We start from the raw sequence: 12,623 nt of genomic DNA, 5'->3' as shown, positions 1-12,623 counted from the left end.
CTATGACTGGTACTTGAATCTTCATTTTATGATGCCCATTTGGTAATTTCAAGGATTCGCTACTTTTTAGCAATATATGCAGAAATCAGTTTGAAGTATTCATGATTCAAATTTAGTAATATATGCAGAAATCAGTTTGAAATATTCATGATTCAAATTTAGCAATATATGCAGAAATCAGTTTGAAGTATTCATGATTCAAATGTTACTGAAAAAGAGACAGATTCAGCACCATTTTCCTTTTTGAATTTTTCTAATTGCGAAGCAAGCGTGGCCATAGCTTCTTCCCAACTGATGCTTTCCCAACCGGGATCTGTTGCTCCTTTTGGTTGCGTCCTTTTCATAGGAAAATCAGGGCATTGTTTAACAATCAGCTTGTTCCGGTTCGCGCGACAGAATGTTGGCGGTTAGGTTGCCGATATGATGAATTTCATTTGCAATTAATTTGAGCCGAAAAAACGGATAAATGCGAGTCCGCTGGATTTTAAACGCGGGCTGTTACACATAGTACACTTGCCTCTTTTTCCAGATTCTAAAACCACACTGATAGACAAAAATGGCTTTTCTTAATACCTGTTTTATCACGTTTAGGATAAGGCGTATTTACTTGAATGAGTGATAAGTCTCCCGACTACACCGACTCGAATCATATCAATATGAAATAAAAAACCTTAGTAATGATTGTAATGATAACCATTCTCACATTAAGATGATGCCGTGATTATTGACTTTTGATGTTATAGGTTATGTCTGACCACATTGTTGTTTCCGCTGAGCTAACACTTGAATCGCTTTACGGCGAGCATCATGGCTGGCTGAAAAACTGGCTCACTCGCAAACTGCAATCGTCCTTTGACGCCGACGACGTAGCGCAGGATACCTTCCTGCGTGTGATGGCCGGCGACTCGCTGCAAGCCATTCGCGACCAAAAATCTTTCCTCTGCACGATCGCCAAAAGAGTGATGATCGATCTGTTTCGCCGCAACGCGCTGGAAAACGCCTATCTGGAACTGCTGGCGCAACGGCCCGAGGCATTTATGCCCTCGCCTGAGATCCGTCAGTGTCAACTTGAAACACTCCAGCAAATCGACCAGATGATCGATGGCCTGAGCAGCAAAATGCGCCAAGCATTTTTATTGTCTCAGCTTGAAAATTTGACCTATAGCGACATTGCTTCACGCCTCAATGTGTCCGTCAGTTCCGTGAAAAAATATATGGCCAAAGCCACCGAGCACTGCCTGCTGTTTCGTCTGGAGCATGGACTCTGATATGGACACCATGTTAACCCATTCTCGCCGCCAGGCATTAAAATCAGCATCACACTGGTATGCGATACTGAATAGCGATCAGGTAAGCCCGCTGCAAACTGAAAAATGGCAGCGCTGGTACGAACAGCATCAGGATCATCAGTGGGCATGGCAGCAAGTGGAAAATCTGCGCAACCAGATGCTTGTAGTGCCAGGTAATGTGGCAAGCCACGCACTTCAGGAAACTTACCTGTCACGACGCAAGGTGATGAAAGGCATACTGTTACTACTAGGAGCTGGCGGTGGCTGGCAACTGTGGTGTTCGGAGGTGGGAGAAAGCCTGCGGGCCGATTACCATACTGCTAAAGGGGATATTCAGCATCATCGACTGAGCGATGGCACACTGCTTACACTTAATACCGACAGTGCCGTAGATGTCCATTTTACTCCTCAACAACGTCTGATACATCTCTGGTACGGCGAAATTGCCATCACTACCGGGCATGATACCGAAGCAAAGCTGTTGCGTGTACAAACTCGTCATGCACAACTGACTGCGCTAGGCACCAAATTTACGGTTCGTCAGGAAGCCAACGCCACACTACTCAGCGTGCAGCAACATGCCGTAGAGGTGATACTGACCGGTGCCGACCGTAAATGTATTGTGCGTCAGGGAGAAAGTCTAAGATTCAGCTCCACCGATTTTGGTGAACTGACCGCGGCAACCGCCGAAGACAACGCATGGACGCAGGGTGTACTAAGTTTCAGCGATAAACCACTGAATGAAGTGATAGCAACCCTCTCCCGCTATCGAAGCGGTATATTACGCTGCGACCCAGCCGTCGCCTCGCTACGGTTAAGCGGCACTTTCCCGATGAAAAATACCGATACGATATTAACCGTCATAGAGAAAACACTTCCCGTTAAGATTCAATACATTACCCGTTTCTGGGTGAATGTTCTGCCCGCAGAAAAATCATTAACGTAAAAAATAATCATTTTCAATTGTCCTTTTTGTTTCCTCGTTCGACTTCATAAATGAATACAGCAACAAAATGATTACGGAGACGTTATGATGCCTTTACGTGCACAGCCACTGCGCGCGCTTCACACAGCAACACCGCTGGTAATGGCGATTCGTTTGAGCCTGTTACCGGTGGCTTGCCTAACCTCAGGGATAACGTATGCTGCGGTAGAGCCAACTAGCGCACACTATGACATTAATGCGGGCGAACTGGATAAAGTCCTTAATCAGTACTCCACCCACGCCGGTATTACCCTTTCAGTAGATGCCAGCTTAACCCGCGGCAAACAGAGTAGCGGTCTACACGGCAATTACTCCATCACCGATGGACTGAACACCTTGCTGGTCGGCACTGATTTGCAGGTGAAAACATTGGGCAATAACACGTTCACACTCGAACCTGCCCCTGTTGCGCAGAAAGACGTGCTGACCGTAGTAGGCGACTGGCTAGGGAGTGCCCGTGAAGCTGACGTGTTTGAACATGCAGGCGCACGTGATGTCATCCGCCGAGAAGATTTTGCTAAAACAGGCGCAACCACAATGCGTGAAGTGCTGAACCGCATTCCCGGCGTCAACGCACCGGAAAACAACGGTACCGGCAGCCACGACCTGGCGATGAACTTTGGCATTCGTGGCCTGAACCCACGTCTCGCCAGCCGCTCTACGGTTCTGATGGACGGCGTTCCGGTACCCTACGCGCCTTATGGACAGCCACAGCTATCATTAGCGCCAGTATCTCTCGGCAATATGGACGCAATAGACGTGGTACGCGGCGGCGGCGCTGTACGCTACGGGCCACAAAGCGTAGGTGGTGTGGTGAATTTCGTGACCCGCGCTATCCCGCAGGATTTTGGTATTGATGCCAGTGTGGAAGGACAACTTAGCCCCACATCCTCACAAAATAATCCAAAAGAGACCAATAATCTGATGATTGGCGGTACGGCAGATAATGGTTTCGGCACAGCGCTTCTCTACTCCGGCACACGCGGCAGCGACTGGCGCGAGCACAGCGCCACGCACATTGACGACGTGATGCTCAAAAGCCGCTATGCACCCAATGAAGTGCATACCTTCAACAGCCTACTGCAATATTACGATGGCAGTGCGGATATGCCCGGTGGCCTTTCACGCGCCGATTACGATGCCAATCGCTGGCAATCCACTCGCCCATATGACCGCTTCTGGGGCCGCCGTCAGCTCGCAAGTCTCAGCTATCAGTATCAACCCGACCAGCAGCACAAATTCAATATTCAGGGCTTATACACTCATACCTTGCGCAGCGGTTATCTTGAGCAGGGCAAGCGCATTACCCTTTCCCCGCGAGAATATTGGGTGCGCAGCATCGAACCACACTATAGCCAGCTCTTCAATTTAGGTCCTTCAGCCCACGAAGTAGGGATTGGCTACCGTTATGTGAATGAATCCAGTCACGAAATGCGTTACTACACCGCCACCAGCAGCGGCGAATTACCCAGCACATCAAGCCCTTATGACCGTAATACTCGCTCCGGCACCGAGGCTCATGCTTGGTATATTGACGACCGCATTGATATCGGCAACTGGACCATCACGCCTGGAATACGATTCGAACATATCAAATCCTTCCAAAACAACAATGTGAAAGGCACCCGCCAAGAAGTAAGTTACGATGCGCCGCTGCCTGCACTCAATGTTCTTTATCATATTACTGATAGCTGGAATCTTTACGCCAATACGGAAGGCTCATTCGGTACCGTACAGTACAGCCAAATTGGCAAGGCTGTGAAAAGCGGCAATGTAGAACCTGAAAAGGCGCGAACTTGGGAAGTTGGAACTCGCTACGATGACGGCGCATTGGCAGCGGAAATGGGGCTGTTCCTGATTAACTTCAACAATCAGTACGACTCCAACCAGACTAATGATACCGTTACGGCACGTGGGAAAACCCGACACACAGGACTGGAAACTCAGGCACGTTACGATCTTTCCGAACTTACGCCCAAGCTGAATAACGTTTCGGTTTACGCCAGTTACACGTATGTCAACGCAGAAATTCGTGAAGAAGGTGACAGCTACGGGAATCAAGTGCCGTTCTCACCGAAACATAAAGGTGCATTTGGCATAGATTACAAACCGGGTAGCTGGACTTTCAACCTCAACAGCGCATCCCAATCCAGCCAGTTTGCTGATAACGCTAATACCGTGCAGGAAAGCGCCAATGGAAGCACCGGCCGTATTCCGGGCTTTATGCTGTGGGATACGCGCGTGGCGTATGACTTCGGTCCACAAATGGCTAATCTGAGTCTGGCCTTTGGGGTGAAAAACATCTTTGACCACGAGTATTACACCCGTTCCTATGATGATAATAACAAAGGTCTCTACGCCGGGCAGCCACGTACGTTCTATATGCTGGGTTCGCTAAAATTCTGATGTTACACTCATCCGCTCGCCGGGCTATTGCCCGGCTTTGCTATTTCTGGAGCTAAGTTATGCTTGCACCGATTCACGTAATGTTTATCGTTTTGCTCTTCTTCACCAGCCTGCCCCATGCCATTGCGGTCACGGTACAAGATGAGCAGGGCAGTTTTACCCTCAATACCGTTCCCCAGCGCGTAGTTGTGCTGGAATTATCGTTTGTTGATGCATTGGCCGCCATCAATATCAGCCCGGTAGGTATTGCCGATGATAATGATCCGCAGCGCATCCTCACGGATGTTCGCCAGCGTATTAAACCCTGGCAATCAACGGGCACTCGCGCTCAGCCAAGCCTTGAAGCCATCAGCGCGTTAAAACCTGATCTCATCATTGCAGACAGCCAACGCCACGCGGGGATTTATCGGGCGCTCAAAGGCATCGCGCCCGTCCTACTGCTAAAGTCCCGCAACGAAACCTACGAAGAAAACCTGCAATCTGCCGCGATCATCGGCAAAATCATGGGGAAAGAGAGTGAGATGCAACAACGGCTGGCAGAACACCGTGAACGCATGAAAGGCTATGCCAGTCAGTTGCCACAAGGCGTCAGTGTGGTTTTTGGCACCTCGCGCGAACAGCAATTTAACCTGCACTCCAGCGATACTTATACCGGCAGCGTCTTAACGGCATTAGGGCTGAAAGTTCCGGCGCCAGTTAATCATGCAGCAATGGCTTCTCTCAACTTAGAGCAGTTACTGGCACTCAATCCTGACTGGCTTATCGTCGCCCACTATCGCCAAGAAAGCATCGTGAAGCGCTGGCAGCAAGATACGCTGTGGCAGATGATGACAGCACAGCACAAGCATCAGATAACAGCGGTAGATAGCAATACTTGGGCTCGTATGCGCGGGATATTTGCCGCTGAACGCATTGGCAGTGATGCGGTAAAAATCTTCCATCATCAACCCGTTAATGAAACACCATGAGACGCCATCACCATGCGGTCTGGCGCTGGGGATTGCCGCTGGTTGCCCTGTTTAGTGCGTTCTGGCTAAGCCTGTTTTGCTACTCCGCTATTCCCATTCCCGCCATTAGCGCACTTAAGGCGCTGGTGCCAGGTCATACACCGACATTGCCTGAAGCGCTGGTTATCAATCTGCGGCTACCACGCAGTCTGGTTGCTATTCTGCTTGGCGCAGCTCTGGCATTGGCCGGCGCACTACTCCAGACGCTCACTCATAATCCGCTGGCCTCACCCTCCTTACTGGGCATTAACAGTGGAGCAGCACTGGCTATGGCGCTGACCAGCGCTTTCAGCCCGACACCGCTGGCCGGATATTCTATTTCTTTGGTGGCAGCTTGCGGCGGTGGCATTAGCTGGATGATGGTGATGGCCGCAAGTGGTAGCTGGCAGCAAAAATACGATCGCAACCAGCTAATTCTGGCGGGCATTGCCTTATCTGCCTTATGTATGGCACTAACACGTATTACGCTACTGCTTGCCGAAGATCATGCTTACAGCATTTTCTATTGGCTGGCGGGTGGAATCTCCCATGTTCTCTGGCCTGAATTCTGGCAACTATTCCCTTTCACCGTGGTCACTGTACCTGCGGTCTTGTTATTGGCGAAATCGCTTAATCTGCTCAACGCTGGCGATGTCAGTGCCCATACACTTGGCGTGAACCTGACGCGACTACGTATCTTCATCAGTCTGGCGGTGCTGATTCTGGTAGGGGTCTGCGTCAGTGTGGCAGGACCGATCGTGTTTATTGGTCTGCTAATGCCCCATCTGGCGCGTTTCTGGGTTGGCTATGATCTACGCCGCACACTGCCAATGTGCATGTTGCTGGGAGCAGTGTTTATGCTACTTGCGGATTTACTGGCCCGTACACTGGCCTGGCCAGGAGAACTCCCGGCAGGTGCGGTACTGGCGCTGATTGGTGCCCCTTGCTTTGTCTGGCTGGCAAGGAGGCGAACATGAATCGTCAGGTTATCTCACTGTTGGTCATGTTTCTGGCAATTACGCTGGTGCTAGCGCTACGCATGGGCGCACAACCACTTCCCTGGGACGCGTTAATAAGCGGCTGGCAACCCAGTGACAAACACCACTTTATGCTAACGCAGTACCGCCTACCGCGTATTTTACTCGCCATCACTGTAGGCGCTGCACTGGCACTTTCCGGCGTTTTGGTCCAAGGGATTGTTCGTAATCCACTGGCCTCCCCCGATGTACTGGGGGTAAATCATGCAGCAAGCCTGGCGTCGGTAAGTGCGCTGATACTTTTCCCTTCTCTGTCGGTGCAGTGGCTTCCACTACTCGCTTTTTGCGGTGGAATAGCCGCACTAATCCTGCTGCGGGCGATTGCCGGTCCCTCTTCGCCACTGCGCCTTGCACTGGTTGGCGTGGCACTTTCAGCTACCTGGACAAGCATCACCGATTACCTCATGCTCTCGCGCCCACAAGATATCAACAACGCGCTTTTGTGGCTGACGGGCAGTCTGTGGGGACGCGACTGGCAGTTTGTGGCTATAGCCCTGCCGGTATTGATGATACTGATACCGCTCAGCCTACGCTTTTGTCGCGATTTAGATTTGCTGGCACTCGGTGATGACAGCGCCAGCACACTGGGCGTCTCGCTCCCACACGTACAATCCTGGGGATTAATGCTGGCAGTCGCGCTCGCCGCAACAGGCGTCGCCGTTTGCGGTCCGATTGGCTTTATCAGCCTCGTGGTACCCCATCTCGTTCGCAGACTTGTGGGAGGACGGCATCGCTGGCTTATACCAGCATCCATGCTTATGGGTGCACAGGTTCTGCTGCTAGCCGATTTGCTGGCAAGGACCATAGCTCCACCAATGGAATTGCCTGCTGGCGTACTGACCGCCATCATTGGCGCTCCTTATTTCTTCTGGCTTTTAGTGAGGACACGTTAAATGGAACTGGCTACGGAAAAGTTATCTGCGGGCTACGGGGAGAAACGCATTCTGAATGACCTGTCGCTCACCCTCCCGACCGGGAAAATCACGGCGTTGCTCGGCCCTAACGGCTGCGGGAAATCAACATTACTGAAATGCTTTTCGCGGCTATTAACACCATTATCTGGAAAGATAACAATAGATAGTGAACCTTTAGCGCACTTTTCCTCACGCAAGCTCGCCAGACATCTGGCGCTTTTACCGCAACACCCTCTCACACCAGAAGGGATCGCCGTCCATGAACTGGTTGCATACGGACGCAGCCCCTGGCTTACGTTCTGGGGGCGTTTAGCACCTCATGATCGTCATCTTGTACAACAGGCAATGGAAAAAACGCAGATTAGCCATCTTGCCGATAAACGCGTTGCCGACCTTTCAGGCGGGCAGCGCCAACGCGCTTTTCTGGCAATGGTTCTGGCCCAAGATACACCGGTGGTACTGCTCGACGAACCCACTACATATCTTGACATCAACCATCAGGTGGAATTGATGAAGCTGCTGCGTGAACTGAACAACGAAGGAAAAACAGTCGTGACTGTACTTCATGACCTCAATCAGGCTAGCCGGTACTGTGACCACCTGGTGCTGCTTTCCCAAGGGCAGGTTATCGCCCAAGGTTCACCCGAGGAGGTTATGACCCCGAAATTATTACAGCAGGTATTCAGCATCGAAGCGGAAATTCACCCCGAACCCGTTTCAGGTAAACCAATGTGTGTAGTGTGTTAAGCAGGAATCTAATGTAACGTGTTGGTTCTCTTTTCCAGTGCGGCTTAATATGTTCGGCTTTTTGTTAAAGGTTGTTTCGGGATTAATTGTTTATACCTTCCAACCCAAAAAGCCGAGCTTGAATTTATGTGATGCTTATAATTGCTGTTCTTAGGTAAAGTTAACGTTATTTAGGCTTTGCGGTCTCGATTTGACGAACATTAGGCTTCATTTTGGGGCTCATTTTTATCGAAGTGAAGATGCTCTCGCATCCGCAACATCAGGGAATAATTTTGTTAAATCATCCATTTAATTTGCTGTTCTCCTCTGGCTATTTCTTCATCACAGCAAATATACGACACTTAACCTATCTTGTAGCTAGCATTCCCGAATAGTGCTTCGTGATAAGGAAGATGAATAAAGTATGGGGGGCTTTGTTACCAGACTGTGACGTATGTCATAACGCTTAAGCCAAACGCCTACAAAACCCATATTGATTGCTGTACTCTTATCATTCAAGGCATTTATTAGATAATTCAAAGAGCTATGATGGCCGCAATTTCCCTTTCGAATGATATTCTCCGTACCTGGCAACGTATAGAGTTCTTCCAACCTTATACACTTGAAAAAAAAGATAAAAGCTTACTAATTCCGCTTAAAACACTCTATCAGCTGGGAGATAAGGCACTACCCTGGCTTTCGTCAGAACTCCGTCAACAACATGATATTCCCGATCAAAAAGTCTTATACAACTTGTACGTCGGTTTGTTTGATAAAGCTATCGCTAACGCGATCAGCCAAGCGGTGTTTGGTCCAGATGAAGGGTATTATGCAGAAGAATTTGAGCAACGGCTGGATAAAGAAGGAACAACCTGCTTTGCCAAAATTCCATTAGGCACGGAAGGAAACCCTGCTCTGGATAAATTTTCAGTGAGTTCTCTTCCTTGGGCTTTAGGGCACCTGCGTGATGAACGTTTTGAACAGCTTAATACGAAGGTATTTTCAGCCAGTTGCGAGCATCTTAAAAATACCCTCGGCAACTTTAGCGTCTCTCTGAAGCCAATACGAGAAAATGGCCCCGGTATTTTAAAAGCAAATGATATTTTAACACTGTTGACGACACATCTGGTGAGTTGGGCAGATTTTGAACCCCAATGGCAATATGCTTTACAAATAGACTGGATGGAGGGAAATGGCGACTGTACAGAAGCATCACAAGAAAATAGCGATGAAATTGAAGAAGAAGTCAGCGCTAATGATAAAACCTTTGCACTTCCTATTTTAAATAGTTTTTTCTTTGAGGACATTGAATACGCTATTACGGCCCTAAAACGAGGAGATAGATGCAAAGCTCTCAGAGCATATCTTTCTCATCATAGTGTCCCCAGGAATCCAGACCTTTATTCACAAGACGGGCTTGCCTCCATCATCAGTAAACTCCATCCAGCGAAGATGCCTCATGGACGCTGGCCTTCCGATCCCAAACATGCCATGTCGCTAATGCAGCAATTTGCTATTAATACGGCGATAGAAGAGCTCGCTGATGGTGGGCTGCTTTCCGTCAACGGCCCTCCGGGAACTGGAAAAACAACGCTTCTGCGCGATCTAATAGCACATAACATTGTTGAACGAGCGAAGATACTTACGCGTTATCAAAAAGTTGATGACACGCTGGACAATTCCGGTTTTATTGTGAATGCACTCACTGGTTTCGAAATGGTCATTGCGTCATCCAACAACGCCGCAGCAGAAAACATATCAAAAGAATTGCCGCAAAAGAAATCATTGGCTGAAGAATTCCAATCGCTTGACTATTTAGCACCAACCGCAAACCAGATAGCTGCCGAGAACCGCCCGAAGCGCGAACATAAAAAAAGTAAAAATAGTCAGGGAAAAGTTAGAACCTATCACCTCTATCGTCCATTGAAGGAAGAGAAACAATGCTGGGGGATCATTTCCGCTGCTTTGGGCAACAAACCAAACCGGACTAAATTTTCTGATCGCTTATTTTTTGATGAACATTTTTTACGCGACACCCCAACTGAAGCCTCTCGTCCCGCTGAAGAGAACTTTCTCAGTCTTTGGCGCTGGAGGCACTATCACAACCCCATCTCTTTCGCCACCGCTAAAAAACGTTTCCTCGTATGTCTGGAAAAGACAAAAAAACTTCAACAGCAACTAGAAATGTTTGTGCATCTGATAGAAAAACAGCATAACGATTCATTCGACACGTTATCACTGAAGTTGAAGCAAATAGAAGGACTGTACGAAACACAGCTTAACAGGCTGGAACAGGTGAAAACAGAGCAAGATGTATTAGGAAAACAGCTCCAACATGCGGAACAGCAACAAAAAATTATCGAAAGTGATGCACCAGGATGGCTAATGCGTCTGATGAATCGCAAGCGAGTGCATGTGTATAAAGAAACGTTGCAGTGTGCACAACACGAAGTATTAAGACTGATGAGATTGCAAGCCGAACAAGCCCAGCGTGTTGCGGAACAACGCAAGTCAGTTAATGACATAATTGAAAAAAAGCGAACCTTACAACAGAATATCGAAAAAATTATCCAACAGCGGGTGAATGACCATCGTTCTCTACAAACTTTGAAGCAGCAGTTTTCCGATATCACATTGCCAGATATCAACCAACCTATCACTGATGCAACATTACAACGAACGGCCCTTTGGCAGAACGCACAGATAAATCGTCAACGTTCCGCATTATTTATCACAGCGATGGAACTTCATCAGGCTTGGCTTTATGAAGCACTAGGAGTACCTCGTTTTAGAGACTTCATAATATTTAATCTCGCGGCTTTTTTAGCACAACCTCATTCCAAAATCACGCCTATACGCTGGTGGCAAACGCTGTTTATGTTTGTGCCCGTATTATCCACAACTTTCGCATCTATAGGGCGCATGTTCCACGGAGTGGAAAGCGAAGAACTTGGCTGGTTAATGATCGATGAAGCCGGCCAAGCACCTCCACAACAAGCTGTCGGGGGACTCTGGCGTGCAAAACGGGTACTGGTTGTTGGAGACCCTTTGCAGATTGAACCGGTATTTACGACCCCTCCGCCGTTGGTTGAACGTCTTTGCCTAGATGCTCTGAATGAAAAGGCTAAAGACTGGAATCCGGGATTACTTTCAGTGCAACAGGTTGCTGATCGCGTCAATCATTGGGGATGTGAATTAGAAGTCATGAACAACCTGATCTGGCTAGGTATTCCATTGTGGGTACACCGTCGTTGTATTGAACCAATGTTCAGTTTGGCTAATAAGATGGCCTACAATGGCCGCATGATTCATGGGCTTGATGCTGACAAGATTCGCTGCCAACCTATGAACAACATTCTGGAAAACCATTGGCTGGCATCGGTTGGAGGGACAGGTGAAAAACAATATCGTGACAGCCACGGTAAAGATTTGCTCAAGTTATTGGACCAACTGCTTGTTGCAAATGTTTCTCTTCATTCGATTTATGTTATTACACCGTTCAAAGCAGTTAAGTCAGCACTGTGTGAATTATTAGGAAAGCGTGATCTGGCTACCTGGCGGCAATCTATGCCATTGATGACACGAAAAGAACTCAACGTATGGCAAAAAAATTGTATTGGTACAGTGCATACTTTTCAGGGCAAAGAAAACGATATTGTCATTTTTGTCCTAGGCTGCGACGAAAATAATGATGGCGGCGCAAAATGGGCTGCCAGCAAGCCTAATCTGTTAAACGTTGCGCTCACCCGAGCAAAAAAACACATTTTCATAATTGGCGATCCAGCGGTATGGCATGGTTTGCCTTGGTTTCGTGATGTAGCCAAGGAGTTGCCAGTGGGAACATATCATCATTTACAATAACTCCAAGGTGGAATGATCAAAAAACGAATAACGAAATGAGTAAACAGATTATTGACAAAATGCTGATTTTTTATCCGGCACTTTGTTTTAATTAAGTTGCGTTTACCAAACGGAGCTTGCCACCATGTTAAGAATACCCCCTAAAGTTCTTCTAAAGTAACCATAGCCTGAGGATCTCCACGATTTTGTTTTCTTTAGCAAAATTTGATCGTACCTCAGGCGCTTTAGTTCCCTGCTTAAGCGAAGTTCAGGTTAATTAAATATGATTAACCATAGGATATCCCATTGTTCTATTGAGATATCCTATATAACCCGAATTCTGGATAAGAAATTGACGAGAAGCCTGTTCCAGGAGCAAAGTTTTGGTGCACACCAAAAACAGCTCCGAGGGGGAACAGGCTATGGACAACTTAGTTGAA

At 48.1% G+C, this 12,623-nt stretch carries 9 protein-coding genes; 8 read left to right on the top strand and 1 reads right to left on the bottom strand.

The window, feature by feature from the left end:
• Positions 1–191: 191 nt before the first annotated feature.
• Complete coding sequence (locus ACGF49_RS21615; protein WP_113043603.1) at positions 192–344, bottom strand: molybdopterin-dependent oxidoreductase; 153 nt, start codon at positions 342–344, stop codon at positions 192–194.
• A gap of 402 nt (positions 345–746) precedes the next feature.
• Here ACGF49_RS21615 and fecI point away from each other — a divergent pair, with 402 nt between their 5' ends.
• The 8 genes from fecI to ACGF49_RS21575 all read left to right on the top strand — a co-directional run bounded on the left by fecI (position 747) and on the right by ACGF49_RS21575 (position 12,204).
• Complete coding sequence (gene fecI / locus ACGF49_RS21610) at positions 747–1,268, top strand: ferric citrate uptake sigma factor FecI (protein ID WP_113043604.1); 522 nt, start codon at positions 747–749, stop codon at positions 1,266–1,268.
• 1 nt (position 1,269) lies between these two features.
• Positions 1,270–2,235 carry a ferric citrate uptake sigma factor regulator FecR gene (fecR, locus tag ACGF49_RS21605; RefSeq protein ID WP_387492729.1) on the top strand — a complete coding sequence of 322 codons (966 nt, stop codon included), beginning with the start codon at positions 1,270–1,272 and terminating at the stop codon, positions 2,233–2,235.
• An 84-nt stretch (positions 2,236–2,319) separates the two neighbouring features.
• Positions 2,320–4,680: a TonB-dependent Fe(3+) dicitrate receptor FecA gene (gene fecA / locus ACGF49_RS21600; RefSeq protein WP_387492726.1), complete on the top strand. Its 2,361-nt coding sequence runs from the start codon at positions 2,320–2,322 to the stop codon at positions 4,678–4,680.
• Positions 4,681–4,739: 59 nt separating this feature from the next.
• Positions 4,740–5,648 carry a Fe(3+) dicitrate ABC transporter substrate-binding protein FecB gene (locus tag ACGF49_RS21595; protein ID WP_113043607.1) on the top strand — a complete coding sequence of 303 codons (909 nt, stop codon included), beginning with the start codon at positions 4,740–4,742 and terminating at the stop codon, positions 5,646–5,648.
• Positions 5,645–6,643, top strand: coding sequence for an iron-dicitrate ABC transporter permease FecC (fecC, locus tag ACGF49_RS21590; RefSeq protein ID WP_228899552.1), 999 nt, complete (start codon positions 5,645–5,647; stop codon positions 6,641–6,643). The genes ACGF49_RS21595 and fecC overlap by 4 nt, the downstream gene beginning before the upstream one ends.
• Positions 6,640–7,596, top strand: coding sequence for a Fe(3+) dicitrate ABC transporter permease subunit FecD (fecD, locus tag ACGF49_RS21585; RefSeq protein WP_228899598.1), 957 nt, complete (start codon positions 6,640–6,642; stop codon positions 7,594–7,596). Before fecC ends, fecD begins: the two co-directional genes overlap by 4 nt.
• Positions 7,597–8,364, top strand: a complete 768-nt coding sequence (fecE, locus tag ACGF49_RS21580) for a Fe(3+) dicitrate ABC transporter ATP-binding protein FecE (protein WP_228899551.1) — start codon at positions 7,597–7,599, stop codon at positions 8,362–8,364. It begins immediately after the preceding gene.
• 528 nt (positions 8,365–8,892) lie between these two features.
• The gene (locus ACGF49_RS21575) at positions 8,893–12,204 is read left to right on the top strand and encodes a DEAD/DEAH box helicase (protein ID WP_113043611.1); all 3,312 of its coding nucleotides are present in this window, start codon (positions 8,893–8,895) and stop codon (positions 12,202–12,204) included.
• The last annotated feature ends 419 nt before the right edge of the window (positions 12,205–12,623 follow it).

Origin of the sequence: Photorhabdus sp. RM96S (genome assembly GCF_042879335.1) — a bacterium.
GTDB lineage: Bacteria > Pseudomonadota > Gammaproteobacteria > Enterobacterales > Enterobacteriaceae > Photorhabdus > Photorhabdus kayaii.
The sequence above is the reverse complement of the archived record's forward strand: the minus strand, read 5'-3'. Positions and strand labels throughout refer to the sequence as shown.

Coding starts and splice junctions, on each gene's coding strand:
- ACGF49_RS21615 (WP_113043603.1), bottom strand. CDS start 344: ATGAAAAGGACGCAACCAAAAGGAGCAACAGATCCCGGTTGGGAAAGC.
- fecI (WP_113043604.1), top strand. CDS start 747: ATGTCTGACCACATTGTTGTTTCCGCTGAGCTAACACTTGAATCGCTT.
- fecR (WP_387492729.1), top strand. CDS start 1,270: ATGGACACCATGTTAACCCATTCTCGCCGCCAGGCATTAAAATCAGCA.
- fecA (WP_387492726.1), top strand. CDS start 2,320: ATGATGCCTTTACGTGCACAGCCACTGCGCGCGCTTCACACAGCAACA.
- ACGF49_RS21595 (WP_113043607.1), top strand. CDS start 4,740: ATGCTTGCACCGATTCACGTAATGTTTATCGTTTTGCTCTTCTTCACC.
- fecC (WP_228899552.1), top strand. CDS start 5,645: ATGAGACGCCATCACCATGCGGTCTGGCGCTGGGGATTGCCGCTGGTT.
- fecD (WP_228899598.1), top strand. CDS start 6,640: ATGAATCGTCAGGTTATCTCACTGTTGGTCATGTTTCTGGCAATTACG.
- fecE (WP_228899551.1), top strand. CDS start 7,597: ATGGAACTGGCTACGGAAAAGTTATCTGCGGGCTACGGGGAGAAACGC.
- ACGF49_RS21575 (WP_113043611.1), top strand. CDS start 8,893: ATGGCCGCAATTTCCCTTTCGAATGATATTCTCCGTACCTGGCAACGT.